Consider the following 22,012-nt stretch of genomic DNA (forward strand, 5'->3'; position numbering starts at 1 on the left):
GATGCGCTCGGAAGCGGCAATACCCCGTATCCGGTTATCCGGGTTTTATCTGTTCTACTTCGCCTTTCTGGGTGCTCTGGTGCCTTACTGGAGCCTCTACCTGCAATCCTTCGGATTCGGGCCGGAGTTGATCGGCATTCTGATGGGCATGTTGCACGCGACACGCATCATCGCACCCTCGTTGTGGGGCTGGCTGGCCGATCGTAGCGGTCACAGGATGCTGATCGTGCGGCTGGGTTCGCTTGCCGCCTGGATCGTCTTCGCACTCATCTTCTGGGCTGAACAGGCGCTCTATATCGGCCTGGTAACACTGGCGTTCAGCTTCTTCTGGAACGCGATTCTGCCTCAATTCGAAGTCGTAACTCTGCGCTACCTGGGTGAGGATAAGCACGATTACAGCCGGATCAGGGTTTGGGGATCGATAGGCTTCATCGCTTCGGTTGCCGGTACAGGGTACCTGATGGATCTGGTATCGATTCGGATGCTGCCCTGGATTCTGCTTGGGTTGCTGATGCTGATCTGGCTGAACACCCTGATCGTTCGTCAGGGACAGGGGCGGGAGGATGGGTCCGAGGCGGCGAATGGTCAGGCGTTTATGCCGCTGCTTAAACGGCCTCAGGTGCTCGCCTTCTTTGCCGTCTGCTTCCTGATCCAGTTCGGACACGGGCCTTACTACAGCTTTTTCAGCCCCATGCTGGAGCAGTTGGCGTACAGTCGCGGCGTCATCGGCGCGCTCTGGTCGCTCGGTGTGTTGGCAGAGGTCGTACTGTTCTTCTATATGCGCAGGGTTCTGCTGCGCTGGTCGTTGCGCACGATCATCCTGGTCAGCCTCTGGTTGAGCGTGTTGCGTTGGGTGCTTACCGCCTTGCTGCCCGACTATATCCTTCCGCTTATGCTGGCTCAGTTACTTCACGCGGCCAGTTTCGGCAGCTTGCATATCGCGGGAATCGCGCTGGTGCAGCATTATTTTCCTCCTTTTGCACAGGGGCGGGGACAGGCACTGTTTTCCAGCCTGGGCTTTGGCGCGGGAGGTCTGCTGGGGTCCGTTGCTGCGGGCTGGATATGGCAGCAGGGGGGTGGGATGCCCGCTTTTCTGGTTTCCGCGCTTGCGTGTCTTGTCGCTATAGTGTTGACATCGGTCTGGATTTATCCGGAAAAGGTGCAGCAAAATAGCGCTTGACGCTGTATCGTGCCGGGGGTCTTATACTATTATTCAAATAGTTAGCCGGGCGGCCGTTGAGCTCGTCGAAAGTTAGCGGGGCTGGTATGAAATTTACGATCAATATCGACATGACGCCTGAGGAGTTGCGCAGGGCGCTGGGGCTGCCCGATGTTGCTGCGCTGCAGGATGAGATGATCAGTCGTATTCGTGAGCAGATGGATGCGGGTGCGGAGGGTTACGATCCGCTGACGCTGCTCAAGCCATACATGAGCCAGGGGATAGGCTCCATGGAGGCATTCCAGAAAATGTTATTCAGCATGATGAGTCAGTACGGTCGCAGCGAGGACCGTAAGGACTGATCCAGTTCGAGGTAGAAGCGAGACAATGAAGGAGACAGACGTGCGCATATTAAGGAAGTACACCAACCGCCGGCTGTATGATACTTCTCGCAGCTGTTACGTGACGCTGGAGGATGTCAAACAGCTTGTCCTCAATGGTGAACAGTTCCAGGTTCAGGACTCAAAAACCGGCAACGACCTGACCCGCAATATCCTGCTGCAGATCATCAGTGAGCAGGAGGCGGAGGGTCATGGCACGCTGTTGACCAACCAGGTGTTGCAGCAATTGATCCGTTTCTACGGTGACAGCATGCAGGGGATGATGAGCCAGTATCTCGAGCAGAGTATTGCCGCTTTTCTCGAGCATCAGGACCGTATTCGCGAACAGATGCAAACCATGATCGGTGCCGCGAATCCGCTGACCATGATGAACCGCATCGCCGACCAGAATATGGCGGTGTGGAACATGTTCTCCCCCCGCAGTGAGGGCACCAAGGATGAGTCCAAGCAGGAATCTAAGCCGGAGAGCGGTGACGAGGGGAAACACAAAAAAGGCTAAAGGCTAATCGCGCGCCTGCAGCCAGCGCGCGATGCTTTCCGGTACCTGCTTCAGTGCCCGGCTGCTGACGAATACGCCGATATGGCCTGCGTTAACACATATTTCGTTATAGTCCTGACTGGAGGTGGCAGTTTCCAGTGCCCGGGATGAGGAGGGTGGAACCAGGTGGTCGTGAGCGCCTATGATGTTCAAGATCGGCTGGTTAATCGTTTTTAAATCAATCTGTTTGGAGCCGATTTTCACTTCGCCCTTGAGTAACAGATTGCGTTGAAAAAATTGCTGGATGAAGCTGCGGAAGGCTTCGCCTGCCTGATCCGGCCCATCATTGATCCACTGCTCCATGCGTAGGAAGTTGAGTGCCTTGTCACGGTCGCTCAACTGCGCCGGCAACCCTAGGTTTTTTTGTACGCCCAGTCGCATCGGCATTAACGAGTTGTAGGTATCGTTAAGCACCTCGCCCGGAATATTGCCGTAGGTGGCCACGGCCAGATCGGCATCCACTTTCATGGCCAGGTGGCTCAGAATGAAGTCGTCGGTGTGAAAGTCGACCGGCGTAACCATGGTGATCAGGTTGCGCACCCGCTCAGGGTGCAAAGCCGTGTAACAGAGGCTGAAGGTGCCTCCCTGGCAGATGCCGAGCAGGTTTACCTTGTCGCTGGCGGCATGCTCGATGCAGGCGTTCACGCAGCCATCCAGGTACTCCTCGATGTAATCGTCCAGATCGAGATAGCGGTCCCCTTCATCCGGGTAGCCCCAATCGATCAGGTAAACGGGTATGCCCTGATCCAGCAGTGAGGCGATTAGGGAACGATCGGGCTGAAGGTCGGCGATGTAGGGGCGGTTGACCAGGGCGTAGCAGATCAGCAGGGGGAGCCGGTTCTGCGTTTGGTTGCGCGGCGTGTAGTGATATAGCCGAGTTTTGTCGTTGCGGTATATCTCGGAGCGAGGGGTTGTGCCCACATCGACGCCTTCAATCGTCTTCAGCGTCTCATAGCTCTGCTGAAGACGCTGATTGAACAGCACCAGCTCCTGCCGAATTGTTTCCGGATCCAGCTGTAATCCCTTCATGCCTTGTTTTCGCTTTTTGTCTTGGTCGGCGCCCTACGGTTTGCTTTGCCTGAGGGAGCGCTGCGGCGCTTGAGCTGTGCGATCTCCTCACGTAGAGAGCTCAGTGCCGCGACTTCGCGGCGAAGCTGCTTCAGCTCACGCCGCTGGTCGTTGAGGCGCTGGTAGATCAGTTCCATCTGTGTATTGCTGGGTATGCCGAGTTGCTGCAGTTGAGTGTTGCGCAGCTCCTGCAGGAAGTGGCGCAAGGACATGACGGCGTTGCTGATACGGCCGTGAGCGTCTCGGTATCCCGGTGTGGCTATCCGTTCGGCGTAGCTGCCTTCATAGGCTTCCACCCAGAGATCGTGTAGCTGGCCAAGCGAGGCGATTGCCGGGTCTGACGCCTCAATCTGTTCGAGAAAGCGGGATGTCGCGCCGGTGTTGATCTCGGCGTAATGGGCGGAATAGTCGCGCAGGGCTTGCTCGTAGTCGATCAGCAGGTCGATACCCTCTTTCATCTGGCGTTGCATGCTGTGCTGCAGACCCAGTAGCGAGGGGGTATTGAGCAAGCTCTTCATACCGTGGATGAAGGGGTTGTCGAGCAACAGATCGTCCTGGAAACTGTGAGTACGAAACAGGGCGCCCAGTTGCTCCGGTAACTGCCATCGCTTCAGTATCCACTCCTGGGTCAGGTGCCTCAGGTGGTTGTGGAACTGGTTTACCAGTCCGCTCATTTCGCTGTGCGAGCCGTTCTGCTCCAACTGGCTGATCAACTGTTGGCCAAAGCGGGTGAACTCAAGCGATTGCTGGGTGAGCAGAGCCAGCAGCTCCGCCTGCTGTGGCGGTAGCTGGTCGTCGGGCATCCGCTCTTGCAGCAACTGCCACCAGGGCTCGGAAGAGGCACTATCAGAGCCTTCGGTGCTGCGCTCAAGCTGCGTCATCCACTGCTGCATCATTTTCAGCAGGTCATCGGCCACAAGCTTCTCCGTGTGCAGAAATCTAATGACGCGATCTTACCGTGCCGCGGTAGGCGAATGCCAGCGTGGAGCCGGGGAGAGTGCGGTACCCTTACCTGCGGCTCTCGATTCGAGTGGCCACCTGTCGCGCCAACTCGCCTGCCCAATTGGCTGAAAGCAGAGGGTGCCCGGTCACCGAGCTGACCAGTACGATATCGATGGCCGGCAGCGGCGGCAGGTCGAGTGCGGTGTCGACCTCCACCAGGTCGGTCGGTAGCGAGGCGGAGGCCGCCGCGGTGATCGCCTGGCCCTGGCGTACCAGTGCCATCAACGCACCGGCATTGGAACTGAGTGCCTTGATTCGGTAGGTGCGATGCGCCTTGTTGAGTCCGTCGAGCGCCGAGCTGTGAAATTTGCAATCCGCCTCATACAACACCAGCGGGAGGCCGGTGTGTTGCAGCGGGTCAAACTGTGGATGTTGAATCCAGATCCCGCGATCATGCATCAACAGGTGGCCTTCGTCATTGTCGACTGCTCGGGTCAGAATCGCCAGGTCCAACGCGCCATCATCGAGCAGCGGCCTCAATTTGCTTGTGGGGGCGCAGGTCAACTGCAGTTGCAGATCGGGATGCCGCGCCTGAATCGCCTCGGCCACCAGCGGGAGCAGGTGCTGAGCATAGTCGTCCGGGCTGCCGATACGCAGCGGCGGCAGGGCGCTGTCCGTTCTGAGTTGATTCAGTGCCTCGTCGTGCAGGGCCAGCAAGCGCCGGGCGTAGCTGACCAACTGCTTGCCCTCGTGGGTCAGCTCCAGGCTGCGCCCCTCCTTGAAGAAAAGAGTGCAGCCGGACTGTTCCTCGAGTCGTTTCATCTGCATGCTGAGCGCGGCTTGGGTTCGATGTGTCCGGCGGGCGGCGCGGGTCAGGCTGCCGGTGTCGACGACAGCGATATAGGCGCGCAACAGGTCGATGTCCATCTGGTTCCTCTATCCATCAGCGTTGCTTATGGCTGATCTCAATATTATTCGATTGTTGCCGGGAGGGAGACAAGGGAAACTGCCGTTCGGTGTTCGAAGGAGCGCCTGGCCGGCCGGCCTTTCACTTTACTGATTGGAGACGACAATGATCCTGCACGACTATCTCCCCTCCGGCAACGGCTATAAGGTGCGCCTGTTGCTGAACCTGTTGCAGCGGCCTTATGAGTATCGCCACTACGATATTGTTCAGGGCGAGACCCGGACCCCCGGCTTTCTCGCTATGAACCCGGCAGGCAAGATTCCGGTGCTTGAACTGGACGACGGGCGCCATCTGAGCGAGTCCAACGCCATTCTTTACTACCTGGCTCAGGGCACCGAGTACTGGCCGGAATCGCATTGGGATCAGGCTCAGGTGCTGAGGTGGATGAGTTTCGAGCAGTACAGCCATGAACCCAATATCGCCACGCCGCGTTTCTGGCTAGGCCATCTGGGGCTGAATGAAGAGCGCAAGGCTCAGCTGGCCGGCAAGCAGGCCCAGGGGCGCGCAGCACTGGCGGTCATGGATGATCACCTGTCGCGGCATAACTGGTTTGCTGCCGAGCGCTACACCATCGCAGATATTGCGCTCTATGCCTACACCCATGTGGCGGACGAGGGCGGGTTCGATCTGGCGGACTATCCCCATATCGGCCGGTGGCTGGACAGGATCGCATCCCGGCCGAATCACAGCCTGATTACGGCCGAGTAGAGCCTTCCGCACCCTTTGCATGCTCGCGCAGCAGCTTGACCAGTTCCCGGGCCGCGTTGGACAGGGTGCGATCGCGATGATAGATCAGACCGAGCGGGCGCAGTATGGGTTCGCGGGCGATCGGCAATCGCGTCAATCCCGCATCGATCATGGTCTCCGGCAGCAGACTCCAGCCCAGGCCGATGCGCACCATCATGCGGATGGTGTCCAGGTAGTTGGTGCTCATCCCCAGGTTGGGTACCAGCCTCAGTTGGGAAAGCTGTTCGCGGACCAACTGGTGAGTGAATGTGTCGGGTGCAGGCAGCAGGGCCGGATAGCGGTTAAGTTGGCTCAGGCTCGGCGCCTGCTCCGAGGCCAGGGGGTGATCGTCGGCGACGACATACTGCAGTGAATCCACCCATAGGGTTTCGCCGAGTATGCGCGGGTCGGCTTTGGGGGCGAGTGTGATCAGCGCCAGCTCCAGATCGCCTTTGAGCACGCGGTCATAGGCCACCTCCGACTCGTCGAAGCGTAGATCCAGCTCGACCTGGGGAAAGGCGCGAGCATAGGCACGCAACACCGGCGGCAGTCTGTGCAGGCTGATATGGTGGCTGGCGGCCAGCGACAGGCGACCGCTGACGCTGCCGGACAGATTCTGCAACGAACGGGCCGCGTCCTCGAACGCATGCAGAATCTGGCGCGCCTGGGGCAGCAGTGTGCGGCCGGCCTCGGTCAGACTGACCTGGCGTCCGATGCGGTCGAACAGCCGGCAGTCGAGCTGTGTTTCGAGCTGGGCGACCCGTTTGCTGATCGCGGACTGAGTCAGGAACAACTGATCGGCTGCCAGCGAGAAGGAGCCGGTTTCCGCTACGCGTACGAAGGCCGTTAGGCCAGCGCTATCCATTTGTGGCTGCATCTTGGGTTCGTTGTGTCTATCTATTCTGTTTTGGAATCTATTTTAGAAAAATAATGAATTTGTCTATTTCAGGCAACTGCACTAGCATCAGTTTCACTCCAAATCGGTTAACACAAACACGGGGATACGCTGATGGCCGGTAAAACCCTCTATGACAAGCTCTGGGACGCTCATCTGGTGCGCCAGAACGAAGACGGCAGTGCGCTGATCTATATCGATCGCCAGATTCTGCATGAAGTGACCTCGCCGCAGGCGTTCGAAGGGCTGCGTCTGGCTGGTCGTAAACCCTGGCGTATCGACGCCAACCTGGCGACACCCGACCACAACGTGCCGACCACCGAGCGCTCCGGTGGCGTCGACCAGATCGTCGACCCGGTGTCGCGCATTCAGGTCAAGACGCTGGATGCCAACTGCGATGATTTCGGTATCGTCGAGTTCAAGATGAACGACAGCCGCCAGGGCATAGTACATGTGGTCGGCCCCGAGCAGGGGATGACGCTGCCCGGTTCTACCGTGGTCTGTGGTGACTCGCACACCTCGACCCATGGCGCCTTCGGTGCGCTGGCGCACGGTATCGGCACCTCCGAGGTGGAGCATGTGCTCGCTACCCAGTGTCTGATCGCCAAGAAGATGAAGAACATGCTGGTGCGCGTCGACGGTGAGCTGGGCGCGGGCGTGACCGCCAAGGACGTGGTGCTGCACATTATCGGTGTGATCGGCACCGCCGGCGGCACCGGCTGCGCCATCGAGTTCGGTGGCTCGGCGATTCGCAGTCTCTCCGTCGAAGGACGGATGACGATCTGCAACATGGCGATCGAGGCGGGCGCCCGTGTCGGTCTGGTCGCGGTGGATGACAAGACTATCGACTATTTCCGTGGTCGCCCCTTCGCGCCGCAGGGCGATTCGTTCGAACAGGCGGCTGCAGCCTGGAAGGATCTGGTCTCCGATGAGGATGCGGTGTTCGATCGCGTGGTCGAGATCCGCGCCGAGGAGATCAAGCCTCAGGTGACCTGGGGCACCTCGCCGGAGATGGTGGTGGCGGTCGACGGCACCGTACCCAACCCGGAACGGGCGGGGGATCAGGTCAAGGCCGACGGTATTCGTCGTGCGCTGAAATATATGGGGCTCGAGGCGGACCAGAAGATCACTGACATTCGACTGGATCGGGTGTTTATCGGCTCCTGCACCAACTCGCGAATCGAGGATCTGCGTGCCGCCGCCGAGGTGGTCAAGGGGCGCAAGGTCGCCGCAACGTTGAAGCAGGCGCTGGTGGTGCCGGGCTCCGGTCTGGTCAAGGCGCAGGCGGAAGCGGAAGGTCTGGACGAGATCTTTATCGAAGCAGGGCTTGAGTGGCGCGAGCCGGGCTGCTCCATGTGTCTGGCGATGAACCCGGACAAGCTGGGGCCGGGCGAGCACTGCGCGTCGACCTCGAATCGCAACTTCGAGGGGCGTCAGGGCTTCGGTGGGCGTACCCACCTGGTCAGCCCGGCGATGGCGGCAGCGGCGGCGATCGCTGGCCACTTTGTCGATGTCCGCGAGATGATGAACCAGTAAGGAGTCGCGAGAGATGAAAAAATTTACCCAGTACACCGGTATCGCGGCACCGCTGGATCGTGCCAACGTCGATACCGACATGATCATCCCGAAACAGTTTTTGAAATCGATCAAGCGTGCCGGGTTCGGCCCCAATCTGTTCGATGAATTGCGCTACCTGGATGAGGGACAACCGGACCAGGATTGTGCCGGTCGGCCGCTGAACCCCGACTTCGTGCTTAACCAGCCGCGCTATGCCGGTGCCGGCGTGCTGCTGGCGCGGGAGAACTTCGGTTGTGGCTCCAGCCGTGAGCACGCGCCCTGGGCGCTGGACGATTACGGTTTCCGTGCCGTCATCGCGCCGAGCTTCGCCGATATTTTCTACAACAACTGCTTCAAGAACGGCCTGCTGCCGATCATCCTGAGTGAGGCGCAGGTCGATCAGCTGTTCAAGGAGGTGGAAGCGAACGAGGGTTACCAACTGACCGTGGATCTGGAGCGCCAGGTGGTTGTGACGCCGTCGGGCGAGGAGTTCGCGTTCGAGGTCGACGCCTTCCGCAAGCACTGCCTGCTCAACGGACTGGACGATATCGGGCTGACGCTGCAGCATGCCGACGAGATCAAAGCCTACGAGGCACGCCGTCGCCAGGAAGCGCCCTGGTTGTTTGATGCCATCCATAACTGATTGATACAGGATTCAGGACACTACAATGAGCAAGAAAGTACTGCTGCTGCCGGGTGACGGCATCGGCCCGGAGATCGTGGCGGAAACACGCAAAGTGCTGGAGGTCGTCAGCGAGAAGTTTTCACTGGGTCTCGAGTTGAGCGAGGCGCTGGTGGGCGGTTCGGCTATCGACGCTACCGGCAAGCCGCTGCCGGAGGAGACGCTGGAGGCGGCAAAGGCGGCCGATGCGATCCTGCTGGGCGCCGTCGGTGGCCCGAAGTGGGACACCAACCCCGATTTCCAGATCCGTCCGGAGAAGGGGCTGCTGGGCCTGCGCACGGAGCTTGAGCTGTTCGGCAACCTGCGTCCGGCGATCCTCTATCCGCAGCTGGCGCACGCCTCCACGCTGAAGGAGGAGGTGGTGTCGGGTCTGGATATCCTGATCGTGCGTGAGTTGACCGGCGGCATCTACTTCGGCAAGCCGCGCGGCATCCGTGAAAAAGAGGGCGGTATCCGCGAGGGTTACAACACCTACGTCTACGACGAGAACGAGATCCGCCGTATCGGCCGTGTCGCGTTCGAGGCGGCTCGTGCCCGCAACAAGAAGCTGTGCTCGGTCGACAAGGCCAACGTGCTGGAAGTGACGGTGCTCTGGCGCGAGATCATGGAGGAGCTCAAGGCGGAGTATCCGGATGTCGAACTGAGCCACATGTACGTCGACAACGCGGCGATGCAGCTGGTGCGCGCGCCCAAGCAGTTCGACGTTATCGTCACCGGCAACATGTTCGGCGATATCCTCTCCGACGCGGCCGCCATGCTGACCGGTTCCATCGGTATGCTGCCCTCCGCGTCGCTGGACAAGAACGGCAAGGGTATGTACGAACCCTGCCACGGTTCGGCGCCCGATATTGCCGGTCAGGGCAAGGCCAACCCGTTGGCAACCATCCTCTCAGCCGCTATGATGTTACGTTACTCGCTTGATCAGGGCGAAGCGGCCGATGCAATCGAAGCGGCCGTCAGCAAGGTACTGGATCAGGGGCTGAGAACGCCCGATATCCTCTCTGAAGGTATGCGTCAGGTCGGCACATCCGAAATGGGTGATGCTGTGGTCGCAGCACTGAGCAGCTAAGCTGACATACCCTATAGGTTAAAGCCCGGCAGGTTCCAGGCGGGATGGGCGCAAGCCCGTCCCGTTGCCGTATCTGTCGGCACCCTGTTTAGAGCGGGCAGGTTAAAAGAAATCCATATTATTGGGGGCACGAATGAAGCGTGTAGGTTTTGTAGGCTGGCGAGGAATGGTCGGATCGGTCCTGATGCAGCGTATGCTGGAGGAGAAGGACTTTGATCACATTGACGAGCCGGTATTTTTCACCACTTCTCAGGTTGGCGCAGCCGGACCGGAGATCGGCAAGGCGATTCCGGCACTGAAGGACGCTCGCGATATCGACGAGCTGAAACAGATGGACGCGATTATCTCCTGCCAGGGTGGTGACTACACGACCGAGGTGTTCGGCAAGCTGCGTGCCGCCGGCTGGGACGGCTACTGGATCGATGCCGCCTCCACCCTGCGTATGGCCGACGACAGCATCATCGTGCTCGATCCGGTCAACCTGGATGTGATCAAGAACGGCCTGAGCAAGGGCGTCAAGAACTACATCGGCGGCAACTGCACAGTCTCGCTGATGCTGATGGGCCTCGGTGGTCTGTTCAAGGCGGGTCTGGTGGAGTGGATCAGCTCCATGACTTACCAGGCCGCATCCGGTGCCGGTGCGCAGAACATGCGCGAACTGATCAAGCAGATGGGGCAGATTCACGCCGGATCCGACGCGCTGCTGGCCAATCCGTCATCCGCTATTCTGGATATCGATCGTCAGGTGGCCGAGACCATGCGCTCCGGTGAATTCGCTACCGCCAACTTCGGTGTGCCGCTGGCCGGCTCCCTGATCCCCTGGATCGACAAGGCGGTCGAGGATGGTCAGAGCAAGGAGGAGTGGAAGGGCTTCGTCGAGACCAACAAGATCCTCGGGCTGTCCGACTCCCCGGTGCCGATCGATGGCACCTGCGTACGGATCGGCGCCATGCGCTGCCATAGCCAGGCGTTCACCGTCAAACTGACCAAGGACGCACCGCTGGACGAGATCGAGGCGATGATCGCCGAGGCGAACGATTGGGTCAGCGTGGTACCGAACGAGCGTGAGATCACCATGCGCGATCTGTCGCCGGCCAAGGTGACCGGCACCCTGGGCATCCCGGTCGGTCGTCTGCGCAAAATGAAGATGGGTCCCGACTACCTGAATGCGTTCAGTGTCGGCGACCAGTTGCTCTGGGGCGCGGCCGAACCGTTGCGTCGCATGCTGCGGATCCTGCTTGAAGGCTGATCCAAGGCGCGAACCGATAACCAGCCCGGCCCGGTCGATGATGACTGGCCGGGCTGTTTTGTTTGTAACCACTGACGGAACACGTAGATAGTGAACGTAGCGATAGTTGGACCCAGTACCCTGACCGGTGAAAATCTGTTTGAACTCCTTGACGGCCATGCGCTTGAAGTTGAACGTCTGCGGCTGTACGACCGCGAGGATGAGGCCGGGCGCTCCCTGATGTTCCGGGGCAGTGCCGTTCGGGTCAGACCGATCGAAACCACTGATATCGAGTCGGACCTGGATGTTGTCTTTCTGTGCGACCCGGATCTGGATCCGGCGCAGCTGGCGCGAATCAAGGGCAGCGGCGCGCTGCTGATCGACCTGTTCCCGGCACGGCAGAGCGAGGCCGTGCTGATCGTTCCGGAGGTGAATGGCGATAAGCTTGCCGATATTCGGCGTGGCGATGTGCTGGGGTGTCCCGATGCCGCCAGCATCGCCGCCGCGATGGCGCTGGCGCCGCTGCAGGCTGACTATCAGGTGTTGCGCCTGAATGCAGTCGCAATGCAGTCTGCTGCATCTCTGGGGCACCAGGGGGTTGAAGCCCTGGCGGCCGAAACGGCGCGACTGCTCAATGGGCGTGATGCGGAAGCGACACTCTTTTCGACACAGTACGCGTTTAATTTGATGCCTCAGGTCGGAGTTCTCGATAGCGAAGGGTTCTCCGAAGTGGAGCGTCGGTTTGCAACCGAGGTCCGGGCGTTGCTCGATGACGATCAGATTGAGATCGTCGTCAATGTTTTGCAGCTGCCGATCTTTTATGGTGTCGCTGTGACGCTGCAGGCTGAAACAGCCCATCCGGTGGATCTCGAGCATGCTGCCTCGCTGTTGGGCAAGGCGCCGGGGCTGCAGATGAATCGCAGTACCAATCCGGTAACGCCGGTCGGATCTGCGGCAGGGAATGACCTGGTCCATCTGGACAGGTTGCGGCTTGAGGAGGGAGGAGATTGTGCTTTTGGAATCTGTGCCGTGACCGATAACCTTCGCAAGGGCGGCGCGCTGAACGCCATCCAGATTGCGGATGGTTGGCAAAAGCAGCACTGTTCTCGGTAAAAATGGCGCCGATTAGGGAGATTGGCTGTGCATAAACATCTGTTTGGACACCGTCTTGACCCACGTGGCAGTTATCAATAATACTTGGCGATGACGCTGGAAACGCAACTCTCTGATTTTGGTGACATATTCATCGGAGGGCGCGAGTCATACAAGAGGGAATCAAATCAATGCTGCGCAAACTTGCCTTAAGCCTCGCGGTTGCCGGGGCGCTTAGCGCTACTCAAGCCAATGCACTGGGACTGGGTGAAATCCGGGTAAACTCCGCGCTTAACGAACCGCTGAACGCGGAGATAAAGCTGCTGCAGGTGCGCGATTTGTCGCCTCTTCAGATTCAGCCTCGGATGGCCGATATCGATGAGTTTTCGCTCGCCGGTATCAGTAAGTCGAGGTTTCTATCCGATGTGAGCTTCGATGTCCGGGTGATGCCGGATGGCACCGGTGTTATCAGATTGAAATCCACGACACCGATCAAAGAGCCGTTCCTGAACTTTTTGGTCGAGGTGAATTGGCCGGCGGGTCGCCTGGTGCGTGAATACACGCTGCTGCTCGACCCTCCGGTGTTTGATCCTACGCCGGTTCCGGGTGTGACCAGTGTGCAGCAGGCGCAGTCCACAGCTGCCAACATGTCTCAGCCTGCAGCGGCAAAGCCTCTGACATCCAAACCCTCCCGCCCCGAAAGCAGATCCAACATAAAGACCCGCATGGACCCGAATGCCGAGGTCTATGTGGATGTGCATGACACCCTTTGGGAGTTGGCGCTTAAGCATCGTCCCGACAGCCAGGTGACGCCCGAGCAGATGATGCTGGCGCTGGTGCGCAAGAATCCCGAGTCCTTCCCGACCGGAAATATCAATGTCATGAAGGCCGGCACAGTCATGCGCCTGCCGACACTCGATGAAATCAATACACTGACACCTGCTCAGGCGAAAGCTGAGGCGGCGCGGCAGACACAGGTCTGGCGCCAGGGGCGTAATGCTCCCAAGCCTGCCGTGGAAAGCATGAAGGCGGAAGAGGCTGTCGTTGCGGGAAAGCCCTCTGAGCCGGTAAAGCCTAAGCAGCAGGCTGCGCCGGCCGAAGCTGTCGAGACAGAGGAGCCAGCAAGTCAGTTGAAGGTCGTGGCACCAGAAGGCGATAACGCCGAATCTGTTGCCCAGTCGGCTACGTCGGACGATATGTCGGCGACGGAGCAGGCGTCTGGCGACGCTGGACAAAGTGCGCAGGACGCAACGATGTCCGAGCAAACACTGATTCAGCGCAATGAGGAGTTGGAAAATCGACTGCTCGTTACGCAAGAGTCGATCTCGGTTATCGAACGTGAGAACGGCGAGCTGAACGATAAGGTCGATGCGATCGCCTCCCAGCTGGATAAGTTGCAGCGCCTGATCGAACTCAAGGATCGAGAGTTGGCGATGATGCAGCAACAGCTGCAGCAGAAGGAAGCGGCCGCGGCGTCTGCCAATGAAGGCAGCTTTATCGATAAGGTCATGCAGAGCCCCGCATTACTGGGGGGGATCGGTGCCGGTGCGGTAGCGGTGCTGCTTGGCTTGCTGTTGGCGCTGCGCAAGAAAAAGCATAAAGAGCCTGGCCAAGCAGAACTTGTCGTCGAGACTGACAAAACCGCCAAGACCGACACCGATGCCATCCCGCAAATGGCCGCTGCTACAGTAGCCGCTGGTGCGGTAGCGGCAGCGGTGAGCGAGCCGGAAGAGGCCAAGGCCGAAACTCCGGTTGTAGAGGAGCCGCCAGCAGAAAGCACGCATGACGAGATTGACGATCTGGATCTCGATCTCGACATGGATATGGAGCTCGACCTGGATGAAAGTGCTACGGCAGCATCCGAGCAGGTAAGGGAAGCGATCGATGACGAAGAGTTCGATCTTGGTATCGATGAGATCGAACAGCCCTCTGAGGCAGATGAGTCGCTTGATTCGGCGCTGGACGACATCCTTGCAGGCAGTGCCGAGGCAGAAGCAGAGGCGGATATCGACACCGGTCTGGATGATCTGTTGTCGGAAACCGCTGGCGCTGACGATTTCGATGACGATCTGCCTGGTCCGTTGGACGATCTTGAACTTAACCCTGAGTCTCCCGCGCAAGAGGTGACGGCCGAGGACGCCGAGGACGACGAGCTCGATGGGTTGGACTTCTCGATCGATGCGGTCGAGCAGCAGGTTGAAGATGAAGAGGACGTGCTGGAGCTGCCGGACGACCTTGAGTTCGATCTGGCCAAGGAGCTCTCGGCTGCCGATGAGGCAGCAGAGGACCTTGGCCAGAAGGCTGAGGCCGAAGAGGATGATCTGGCCGGTCTGGACTTCTCGGTGGATACCGCATCGACCGAGGTATCGGCCAGTGAATCCGGTGATGATTTCCTGGATGATTTCTTTGCCGAGGATCCTGCAGAGAAGAAAGAGGGGCTGGGGTCGCTGCCCGAAACCTCCGATGATGATCTGGAGCCGCTGACAGACGCGCAGGTCGAGATTGACGATGATGAGTCTGTGGGGCTAGGTACCGTTGACATCACGCCTGATGATGAGTCGTTCGAGGAGGACGACGATATCGAGGAGCTGATGCAGTCTGTGGTCGGTATCGAAGAGGACGAGGTTGCGCAGGGGACATCATCGTCCGCTGCCGAAGAGTTCGATGATCTCGATGCGATGCTGGCTTCGTTTGAACCGGAAGAGGATGAGCCGGTCGAGCGTAAACCGACGCAGAGCGAGATGGTAGAGGACGAACTGACGGCCAACATCGCCCATGATCTTGAGATGGATCTGGATGCTGAACTCGATAGCCTGCTTTCCTCCACCGATGATGAGATTGCGCTGGAGGAAGATAGTGCCGAGGAGCTGGACGATGGCGACGATCTGCTGGATTCGATGAACCTGCTCGACGGCGCTGACGAGATCGAAACCAAGCTCGATCTGGCACGCGCCTATATCGAAATGGAGGACTCGGACGGTGCCAAGGATATTCTCAATGAGATTCTCAATGAGGGTAGTCCCGATCAGCGCCGAGAGGCTGAACTCTTGCTAGAGACCCTGAATTAACCTGATGACACAGCAGGAACACAACCAGGGGGCGACGGAAGTCGCCCCCTTTCGTTACGCAGCGGCCGTCGAGTACGCTGGCGCCCAATATAACGGCTGGCAAGCGCAGAGCGGTGAGAACGTTCGCTGTGTGCAGTTGGAGGTGGAGCGGGCGATATCGCGTGTCGCCAACCATCCTGTCGGTGTGATCTGTGCCGGGCGTACCGATGCCGGGGTAAGCGCAAGCTACCAGATCATCCATTTCGATGCCCAGGTTGAGCGGCCGGAGCGAGCCTGGGTGATGGGAAGCAATACCTATCTGCCGGACGATATCGCCATCCTCTGGGTTCAGCGCGTTGGATCTGAATTCCATGCCCGCTTTTCGGCGGAGCAGCGACGCTATCGTTATCTGATCTACAGCTCGCCGGTTAAACCGGCGCTGTTGGCGCGGGGGGTGACCTGGACCTACAAGCAGCTCGACACGGCGCGCATGGCTGAAGCGGCTGCTTTTCTGGTTGGCGAGCATGATTTTACCTCCTACCGCGCGGTGGCCTGTCAGGCGCATAGCCCGGTGCGGGAGGTGAGATCGCTTGACGTCTACCGCAGTGGCGAGCTGATTGTGATCGATATCTGTGCCAACGCCTTTCTGCACCATATGGTACGAAATATCGCCGGGGTGCTGATGAAGATTGGTGCGGGGGAGGCCGAGCCTGTCTGGGCCCGCGAGGTACTGGAGGCCCGCGATCGGCGCCAGGGCGGTGTCACGGCGCCACCTTGGGGATTGTATTTCGTCGATGTGCGCTACCCGGGGGCGTTTGAGCTGCCCGCGTCGCCGCTAGGTCCCTATTTTTTATCCGGTTCCCGGCCTGACGATTCGGCGAGGCTCTGATAGAATTTCGACCTTATGAATAAAGCGGGAGAGTTCGGTGACGCGGGTTAAAATCTGCGGCATCACCAGGTTGGAGGATGCCCTCTGCGCGGTGGAGGCCGGAGCCGACGCGTTGGGTTTCGTATTTTACGATCCCAGTCCGCGCGCCGTCGACGTCGATCGCGCTGCCAGTATCATAGAGCAGTTGCCGGCGTTCGTGACCACGACGGCGCTCTTCGTTGACCCTGCGCCGGAGCTGGTCGATAGGGTTGTTAAGGATGCCCGGGTGGATCTGCTGCAGTTCCATGGCAAAGAGTCTCCCGAGTTCTGCCAGGGCTTCGCTCGCCCATGGATCAAGGCGCTGAGAATGAAGCCCGATCTGGATCTGCTGGAGCAGTCGCAAAGGTATCACGCCGGGCGGGGCCTTCTCTTGGATGCCTATCGCCCAGGGGTGCCGGGCGGCACCGGGGAGTCTTTTGACTGGGATAGAATTCCGGCTGAGTTGGCGTCCGAGGTTATTCTGGCCGGCGGCTTGAATCCGGATAATGTGGCGCAGGCGGTGCGACGCGTCCGGCCTTTTGCGGTAGACGTCAGCGGCGGTGTTGAAGAGGCGCCGGGTATCAAGAGCTGCCAGAAGATCCAGGCGTTTATAGCGCAGGTGAGACTGACGGACCGGAGTTGATCGGTTAGCCGATGATCCGTCCGGTGTCTGGATTTGATGTGTGGGTATGAAAGCGTTTCTGATTTCGCTTTTAGCCCGTTGACCGGATAAGATTCTGTACCAGCGTTTTGGCCACTCCCGGAAAGCCGGGGTACAGAGCGCTGAAAAGAGAAATTTCAGGAAAGGATAGAGATGAGCAACTGGCTTGAAAAGATCGTTCCATCCCTCGTACGCAGCGAAAAGAAACGCAGCAGTATCCCCGAGGGGCTTTGGGATAAGTGTCCCAAGTGTGACGCGGTGCTTTATCGCCCGGAGCTGGAAAAGAACCTCAATGTCTGCCCGAAGTGCGAGCACCACATGCGATTGGCGGCTCGTCGGCGTCTCGAACTGTTCCTCGACGAAGGGAGTGCGGTTGAGATTGGTGCGGATGTTGAGCCGGTTGATCGTCTGAAATTCCGCGATTCCAAAAAATATAAGGATCGTCTGGTCGCCGCGCAGCGCGAAACCGGCGAAAAAGATGCGCTGATCGCGATGCGCGGTGAACTCGAGGGGATACCGGTCGCAGCGGTCGCCTTCGAATTCCGCTTCATGGGTGGTTCCATGGGAGCGGTGGTTGGTGAACGTTTCGTACGGGCAGCGACCCTGGCGCTTGAAGAGCGGATGCCGCTGATCTGTTTCTCCGCTTCCGGCGGCGCGCGCATGCAGGAGGCGTTGATTTCGCTTATGCAGATGGCGAAAACCAGTGCTGCACTGGAGCGTATGCGTCGCGCGGGCGTGCCGTTTATCTCGGTGCTGACCGATCCGGTCTATGGTGGTGTGTCTGCCAGTCTGGCGATGCTGGGTGATCTTAACGTGGCAGAGCCGCGAGCGTTGGTCGGCTTTGCGGGGCCCAGGGTTATCGAGCAGACCGTGCGCGAGAAGCTGCCAGAAGGTTTCCAGCGCAGTGAGTTCCTGCTTGAGCACGGTCAGGTGGACATGATTATTGAACGACGCGAGATGCGTCCGCGACTCGCTTCAATCCTGCGCAAGCTGCTGCATCTGCCGGCGGCCTGACCTCCAGTAGCGACCGCCGTTCGGCGGTCGTTTCCGTTCCGGAGTAACCATGCACACAGATTATCCCTCCACCCTCGATGCCTGGCTTGAGCGTATCGAGGCATGCCATCCGGCTGAAATTGAACTCGGGCTTGAGCGTATTCGGCGCGTTGCCGAGCGATTGGCAATTGATCTCGGACAGAGCCGCAAAGTGCTGATTGCCGGCACCAACGGCAAGGGTTCGACAGTGACCATGCTGGACTCGATTCTGAGGGCAGCGGGCCTGACTACCGGGGTTTATACCTCGCCCCACTTCCTGCGTTATAACGAGCGGATATGCATTAACGGCGAAGAGGTCGGCGATCGGCTGATTTGCGAGCAGTTTAGCAAGATTGAGCGTGCGAGGGGCGAGACCGAGCTGACCTACTTCGAGTACGGTACGCTCGCTGCGCTGCTCTGTTTTGCCGAGGCGAAACCTGATGTGCTGTTGCTGGAGATAGGTCTCGGCGGACGTCTGGATGCCGTCAATATCGTCGATTGCGATATCGCCGTCGTTACCAGTATCGCCCTTGATCATACCGATTGGCTGGGTAGCGACCGGGAGCAGATAGGCCGCGAGAAAGCCGGTATCGTACGGGCTGGCAAACCCCTTGTGTGCGGCGATCCGGAGCCTCCCGAAAGTGTGATCGCGCTCTGTGCCGAACGGGGCGTGCCGCTTTGGGTACGCAATCGCGATTATGGGCTTGAACTGGATAATGGCAACTGGCGTTGGTGGGGTACCGGGGCGGCGCGTGAGTCGCAGGTATATGAAACACTGCCCCAGCCGGAGCTGCCGGTGATCAATGCGGCGACCGTGGTCCAGGTGATTCAGTTGCTGGGTCTGGAGATCTCGGCGGCTGAAGTCGCCAAGGGGCTGCGCGATGCGAAGATGACCGGCCGGATGCAGCGCGTCTCCATACCGGAGGGGCCGTGCATACTGGACGTGGCGCACAATCCGGAAGCGGCTGCCTACATGGCTAACTGGCTGGATCAGCATCCCATATCGGGGCGCACGCTGCTGGTTATCGGCATGCTTGCCGATAAGGATATCGATAGCGTCATCGAGAAGCTTGGTCATTCGATCGATCTCTGGTTCCCGGTTTCTCTCGGTGGCGCCAGGGGGGCGGCCGCCCAACGTCTGGCTGAACCTGTCCGCGCCAACGGTGGCCGTGTTCATGCCGAGTATGATCGGGTGGCCGTGGCTCTGGCCGACGCTCGGCAGCAGTTGGCTCCGGGGGATCGATTGCTGGTCGCGGGGTCGTTCGTTACTGTCAGCCAGGCGCTGCAGGCGCTTGATGAGAAAGCCTCGAATTAAACTCCGGACCGGGCTTAAATGACGGAATGCAGGGCATGAACAGAGAGCAGAAAAAACGGGTACTTGGACTGTGCGCAGTTGTGATTGTTGGCGCTGCCATATTGCCGCTGCTGCTGGATGGCGCCGGCTATCGCGAAAGACACCTGGAAAGCCGTATTCCGCCGGCCCCGGAACCTGTTGGATTAGCCATAGTGGAGCCGCAGCTGCAACCCTTGCCCAGCACTGCCGAGCCGGCCTTGCCGGCTGAGCCTGCCGTGGTCAGCGTGCCGGTCGAGCCGTTGCAGGAGGCGATCGATAAGGTGGAGCCCAGTCTTGATCCAACCTCGGATACACCGGGGCTGGATCAAGAAGGCGTTCCGGTGGCCTGGACGCTGCAACTCGCCAGTTTCCGCGATGAGTCCAATGCACGGGCGCTGCGTTCTGAGTTGCTGGAGGCTGGGTATAAGGTCTACATCCGCCATATGGCTGGCCTGGTAAAGGTTTTTGTGGGCCCGGAACTGCAGCGAACGCGGCTGGAGAAGCTCCAGGCGCAGTTGAAGCAGGAGTACGCCTTGGACGGTATCGTCGTGCGTTTTACGACACAGTGATCGGCCGTTGGGTTCGCTGGCAGGCTCTGTTAGAATGCGCGCTGTTTTCAGGGGTGGTTATCGATGAACTGGGCTGACTGGGTCATACTTGCAATCGTGGCGATATCAAGCGTGCTGAGTCTGCGTCGCGGCTTCGTTCGAGAGGCGGTTTCGCTGGCATCCTGGGTTATCGCTTTTATTGTCGCTCGGCTCTTTGCTGCCTCGCTGTCAGTAGTGCTGCAGGATTATATCGCTACCCCGTCACTTCGATTGATGGCTGCCTTTGCTATCTTGTTTATCATTACGCTAATCGTTGGCGCGCTGATCGGTATGTTGATCGGTGCGCTCGTATCGGCTACCGGACTCAGCGCGACGGATAGGGTGCTGGGTATAGGCTTCGGCGCAGTCCGCGGAGCGCTCGTCGTCGTGGTGATCGTCGCGCTGCTCGGCATGACGCCGGCAGTCCAGGATTCATGGTGGCAGGAGTCCAGCCTGATTCCCCATTTCGTGTTGATGGAGGGGTGGACGCGCGCTGTCGCTTCCGATGTCGGTCAGATGATCTGGAACGTCGGGCGTTGATCCCTTCATGCAAACTACAGCTACTTATGTTCCGTCTGAGGTGAACTGAATGTGCGGTATCGTCGGCATCGTTGCCAAAACCTACGTCAACCAGACCATCTTCGATGCGCTGACGGTGCTGCAGCACCGCGGCCAGGATGCGGCCGGTATGGTGACCTGCGAGGGTAACCGATTCTTTCTGCGTAAGGATAACGGCCTGGTCAATGAGGTGTTCCGCACCCGGCATATGAAGCGCCTGGAGGGGAATATGGGGATAGGGCATGTGCGTTACCCCACCGCGGGTAGCTCCAGCTCTGCCGAGGCTCAGCCGTTTTACGTCAACTCGCCGTACGGTATTGCGTTGGCGCATAACGGTAACCTGACCAATACCGAGCAGCTGGCCGACGAGATCTTCCGCTCCGACCTGCGTCATATCAACACTACATCGGACTCGGAAGTACTGCTCAACATCTTTGCACATGAGCTGCAGGCGCTTGGCAAGCTGCGTCCGTCCGCCGAGGATATCTTTAAGGCGGTCAAGCGCGTACATGAACGCTGCCAGGGCGGTTATGCCGTCGTCGCCATCATTACCGGTTACGGTATTGTGGCGTTCCGTGATCCCTGCGGTATCCGTCCGCTGGTGTACGGCAAGCGTGAAACCGAGGCCGGTATCGAATACATGGTGGCATCGGAAAGCGTAGCGCTGGATACCTCGGGCTTTGTTCTTGAGCGTGACCTGGAGCCGGGTGAGGCGATCTTTATCGATACTCATGGCCAGGTGTTCACGCAGACGTGTGCCGAAAATACCAAACTGGCGCCCTGTCTGTTCGAATACGTCTATCTGGCTCGACCCGATTCGATCATCGATGGTATCTCCGTGCATGAAGCGCGTATGGAGATGGGGGTCAAGCTGGCTGAAAAAGTTAAGCGGGTGATGCCGGATCACGATATCGACGTGATCATCCCGATTCCCGATACCAGCCGTACCGCCGCACTGGAGATGGCAAACAGCCTGGGGGTCAAGTTCCGCGAAGGCTTTATCAAGAACCGCTACATCGGTCGAACCTTCATCATGCCAGGGCAGACTCAGCGCAAGAAGTCGGTGCGTCAGAAGCTCAATCCGATCCTGGCCGAGTTCAAGGACAAGGTGGTGATGCTGGTTGACGACTCGATCGTGCGCGGCACCACGTCCAAGCAGATCGTGCAGATGGCCCGTGAGGCGGGTGCACGCAAGGTCTATTTCGCCTCGGCAGCCCCTGAGGTGCGCTACCCCAACGTGTACGGCATCGATATGCCGGCGGCCAGCGAACTGGTTGCCCATGGCCGTACCGCGGAAGAGATCGGTAAGTACATCGGCTGCGACTGGATGCTGTACCAGGATCTGGACGATCTGAAAGCGTCCGTGTCCAAATACAACCCGCATATCACCGAGTTCGATACCTGTGTATTTGACGGTCTCTATGTGACCGGGACGGTGTCGCCGAGTTACCTGCGCCGCCTTGAGGAGCGCCGTAACGACGGGGCCAAAGCTGCAGGTGATGGCGGCCATGCCGGTGATAATGAATCGGCCGACCTGCTAAGCCGCATCGAGTGACGCCGGCA

Annotated in this window: 21 protein-coding genes; 17 read left to right on the plus strand and 4 right to left on the minus strand. The window is 59.2% G+C overall.

Annotated elements, in window-relative coordinates; translation table 11 throughout:
• Position 1: 1 nt before the first annotated feature.
• The 3 genes from KQ940_RS00530 (at position 2) to phaR (ending at position 2,059) form a co-directional block, all read left to right on the plus strand.
• Entirely contained in the window at positions 2-1,180 is a 1,179-nt protein-coding gene (locus tag KQ940_RS00530; protein ID WP_217410726.1) for an MFS transporter, read from the plus strand.
• Between the two features lie 86 nt (positions 1,181-1,266).
• Entirely contained in the window at positions 1,267-1,521 is a 255-nt protein-coding gene (locus KQ940_RS00535; protein ID WP_217410727.1) for a DUF6489 family protein, read from the plus strand.
• Between the two features lie 40 nt (positions 1,522-1,561).
• A complete protein-coding gene (gene phaR / locus KQ940_RS00540) occupies positions 1,562-2,059 on the plus strand; it encodes a polyhydroxyalkanoate synthesis repressor PhaR (protein WP_343222591.1) in 498 nt (165 codons plus the stop codon).
• Positions 2,060-2,062: 3 nt separating this feature from the next.
• On the opposite strand, the gene phaC is transcribed toward phaR, so the two are convergent.
• The 3 genes from phaC to KQ940_RS00555 all read right to left on the minus strand — a co-directional run bounded on the left by phaC (position 2,063) and on the right by KQ940_RS00555 (position 5,035).
• The gene (phaC, locus tag KQ940_RS00545) at positions 2,063-3,127 is read right to left on the minus strand and encodes a class III poly(R)-hydroxyalkanoic acid synthase subunit PhaC (RefSeq protein ID WP_217410728.1); all 1,065 of its coding nucleotides are present in this window, start codon (positions 3,125-3,127) and stop codon (positions 2,063-2,065) included.
• The gene (locus KQ940_RS00550) at positions 3,124-4,083 is read right to left on the minus strand and encodes a poly(R)-hydroxyalkanoic acid synthase subunit PhaE (protein ID WP_217410729.1); all 960 of its coding nucleotides are present in this window, start codon (positions 4,081-4,083) and stop codon (positions 3,124-3,126) included. Before KQ940_RS00550 ends, phaC begins: the two co-directional genes overlap by 4 nt.
• Positions 4,084-4,174: 91 nt before the next feature.
• A complete protein-coding gene (locus KQ940_RS00555) occupies positions 4,175-5,035 on the minus strand; it encodes a LysR family transcriptional regulator (protein ID WP_217410731.1) in 861 nt (286 codons plus the stop codon).
• Between the two features lie 145 nt (positions 5,036-5,180).
• Here KQ940_RS00555 and KQ940_RS00560 point away from each other — a divergent pair, with 145 nt between their 5' ends.
• Positions 5,181-5,783 carry a glutathione S-transferase family protein gene (locus tag KQ940_RS00560; protein ID WP_217410733.1) on the plus strand — a complete coding sequence of 201 codons (603 nt, stop codon included), beginning with the start codon at positions 5,181-5,183 and terminating at the stop codon, positions 5,781-5,783.
• Here KQ940_RS00560 and KQ940_RS00565 read toward each other — a convergent pair.
• The gene (locus KQ940_RS00565) at positions 5,770-6,678 is read right to left on the minus strand and encodes a LysR family transcriptional regulator (protein WP_343222592.1); all 909 of its coding nucleotides are present in this window, start codon (positions 6,676-6,678) and stop codon (positions 5,770-5,772) included. The two genes, KQ940_RS00560 and KQ940_RS00565, sit on opposite strands and share 14 nt — an antisense overlap.
• 132 nt (positions 6,679-6,810) lie before the next feature.
• On the opposite strand from KQ940_RS00565, the gene leuC reads away from it, so the two are divergent.
• The 13 genes from leuC to purF all read left to right on the plus strand — a co-directional run bounded on the left by leuC (position 6,811) and on the right by purF (position 22,004).
• On the plus strand, positions 6,811-8,232 hold the full coding sequence (gene leuC / locus KQ940_RS00570) for a 3-isopropylmalate dehydratase large subunit (RefSeq protein ID WP_217410734.1): 1,422 nt from the start codon (positions 6,811-6,813) through the stop codon (positions 8,230-8,232).
• Positions 8,233-8,245: 13 nt separating this feature from the next.
• Positions 8,246-8,896 carry a 3-isopropylmalate dehydratase small subunit gene (leuD, locus tag KQ940_RS00575; RefSeq protein ID WP_217410736.1) on the plus strand — a complete coding sequence of 217 codons (651 nt, stop codon included), beginning with the start codon at positions 8,246-8,248 and terminating at the stop codon, positions 8,894-8,896.
• A gap of 25 nt (positions 8,897-8,921) precedes the next feature.
• Entirely contained in the window at positions 8,922-10,004 is a 1,083-nt protein-coding gene (leuB, locus tag KQ940_RS00580) for a 3-isopropylmalate dehydrogenase (protein ID WP_217410737.1), read from the plus strand.
• Positions 10,005-10,137: 133 nt separating this feature from the next.
• Positions 10,138-11,253, plus strand: coding sequence for an aspartate-semialdehyde dehydrogenase (gene asd / locus KQ940_RS00585; protein ID WP_217410738.1), 1,116 nt, complete (start codon positions 10,138-10,140; stop codon positions 11,251-11,253).
• A gap of 90 nt (positions 11,254-11,343) precedes the next feature.
• Entirely contained in the window at positions 11,344-12,345 is a 1,002-nt protein-coding gene (locus KQ940_RS23035; protein ID WP_217410739.1) for an Asd/ArgC dimerization domain-containing protein, read from the plus strand.
• Between the two features lie 170 nt (positions 12,346-12,515).
• Entirely contained in the window at positions 12,516-15,392 is a 2,877-nt protein-coding gene (locus tag KQ940_RS00595) for a FimV/HubP family polar landmark protein (protein WP_217410740.1), read from the plus strand.
• Positions 15,393-15,396: 4 nt separating this feature from the next.
• Positions 15,397-16,260 carry a tRNA pseudouridine(38-40) synthase TruA gene (truA, locus tag KQ940_RS00600; protein WP_217410741.1) on the plus strand — a complete coding sequence of 288 codons (864 nt, stop codon included), beginning with the start codon at positions 15,397-15,399 and terminating at the stop codon, positions 16,258-16,260.
• Positions 16,261-16,297: 37 nt separating this feature from the next.
• Entirely contained in the window at positions 16,298-16,921 is a 624-nt protein-coding gene (locus KQ940_RS00605) for a phosphoribosylanthranilate isomerase (protein WP_343222593.1), read from the plus strand.
• Between the two features lie 171 nt (positions 16,922-17,092).
• On the plus strand, positions 17,093-17,953 hold the full coding sequence (gene accD, locus KQ940_RS00610; protein ID WP_217410743.1) for an acetyl-CoA carboxylase, carboxyltransferase subunit beta: 861 nt from the start codon (positions 17,093-17,095) through the stop codon (positions 17,951-17,953).
• A gap of 49 nt (positions 17,954-18,002) precedes the next feature.
• A complete protein-coding gene (gene folC / locus KQ940_RS00615; protein WP_217410744.1) occupies positions 18,003-19,286 on the plus strand; it encodes a bifunctional tetrahydrofolate synthase/dihydrofolate synthase in 1,284 nt (427 codons plus the stop codon).
• Between the two features lie 35 nt (positions 19,287-19,321).
• Positions 19,322-19,873 (plus strand): SPOR domain-containing protein, encoded by a 552-nt coding sequence (locus KQ940_RS00620; RefSeq protein ID WP_217410745.1) that lies wholly within the window; start codon positions 19,322-19,324, stop codon positions 19,871-19,873.
• A 63-nt stretch (positions 19,874-19,936) separates the two neighbouring features.
• Entirely contained in the window at positions 19,937-20,431 is a 495-nt protein-coding gene (locus KQ940_RS00625) for a CvpA family protein (RefSeq protein WP_217410746.1), read from the plus strand.
• Positions 20,432-20,480: 49 nt separating this feature from the next.
• Complete coding sequence (gene purF, locus KQ940_RS00630) at positions 20,481-22,004, plus strand: amidophosphoribosyltransferase (protein WP_217410747.1); 1,524 nt, start codon at positions 20,481-20,483, stop codon at positions 22,002-22,004.
• The last annotated feature ends 8 nt before the right edge of the window (positions 22,005-22,012 follow it).

This window comes from Marinobacterium ramblicola, from assembly GCF_019084545.1.
In the GTDB taxonomy this organism is placed as follows: Bacteria; Pseudomonadota; Gammaproteobacteria; order Pseudomonadales; family Balneatricaceae; genus Marinobacterium_D; species Marinobacterium_D ramblicola.

Excerpts from the sequence above, each read along its gene's own strand:
- KQ940_RS00530 (WP_217410726.1), top strand. The coding sequence starts at position 2 with ATGCGCTCGGAAGCGGCAATACCCCGTATCCGGTTATCCGGGTTTTAT.
- KQ940_RS00535 (WP_217410727.1), top strand. The coding sequence starts at position 1,267 with ATGAAATTTACGATCAATATCGACATGACGCCTGAGGAGTTGCGCAGG.
- phaC (WP_217410728.1), bottom strand. The coding sequence starts at position 3,127 with ATGAAGGGATTACAGCTGGATCCGGAAACAATTCGGCAGGAGCTGGTG.
- KQ940_RS00555 (WP_217410731.1), bottom strand. The coding sequence starts at position 5,035 with ATGGACATCGACCTGTTGCGCGCCTATATCGCTGTCGTCGACACCGGC.
- KQ940_RS00560 (WP_217410733.1), top strand. The coding sequence starts at position 5,181 with ATGATCCTGCACGACTATCTCCCCTCCGGCAACGGCTATAAGGTGCGC.
- KQ940_RS00565 (WP_343222592.1), bottom strand. The coding sequence starts at position 6,678 with ATGCAGCCACAAATGGATAGCGCTGGCCTAACGGCCTTCGTACGCGTA.
- leuC (WP_217410734.1), top strand. The coding sequence starts at position 6,811 with ATGGCCGGTAAAACCCTCTATGACAAGCTCTGGGACGCTCATCTGGTG.
- leuD (WP_217410736.1), top strand. The coding sequence starts at position 8,246 with ATGAAAAAATTTACCCAGTACACCGGTATCGCGGCACCGCTGGATCGT.
- leuB (WP_217410737.1), top strand. The coding sequence starts at position 8,922 with ATGAGCAAGAAAGTACTGCTGCTGCCGGGTGACGGCATCGGCCCGGAG.
- asd (WP_217410738.1), top strand. The coding sequence starts at position 10,138 with ATGAAGCGTGTAGGTTTTGTAGGCTGGCGAGGAATGGTCGGATCGGTC.
- KQ940_RS00595 (WP_217410740.1), top strand. The coding sequence starts at position 12,516 with ATGCTGCGCAAACTTGCCTTAAGCCTCGCGGTTGCCGGGGCGCTTAGC.
- truA (WP_217410741.1), top strand. The coding sequence starts at position 15,397 with ATGACACAGCAGGAACACAACCAGGGGGCGACGGAAGTCGCCCCCTTT.
- accD (WP_217410743.1), top strand. The coding sequence starts at position 17,093 with ATGAGCAACTGGCTTGAAAAGATCGTTCCATCCCTCGTACGCAGCGAA.
- folC (WP_217410744.1), top strand. The coding sequence starts at position 18,003 with ATGCACACAGATTATCCCTCCACCCTCGATGCCTGGCTTGAGCGTATC.
- KQ940_RS00620 (WP_217410745.1), top strand. The coding sequence starts at position 19,322 with ATGAACAGAGAGCAGAAAAAACGGGTACTTGGACTGTGCGCAGTTGTG.
- KQ940_RS00625 (WP_217410746.1), top strand. The coding sequence starts at position 19,937 with ATGAACTGGGCTGACTGGGTCATACTTGCAATCGTGGCGATATCAAGC.
- purF (WP_217410747.1), top strand. The coding sequence starts at position 20,481 with ATGTGCGGTATCGTCGGCATCGTTGCCAAAACCTACGTCAACCAGACC.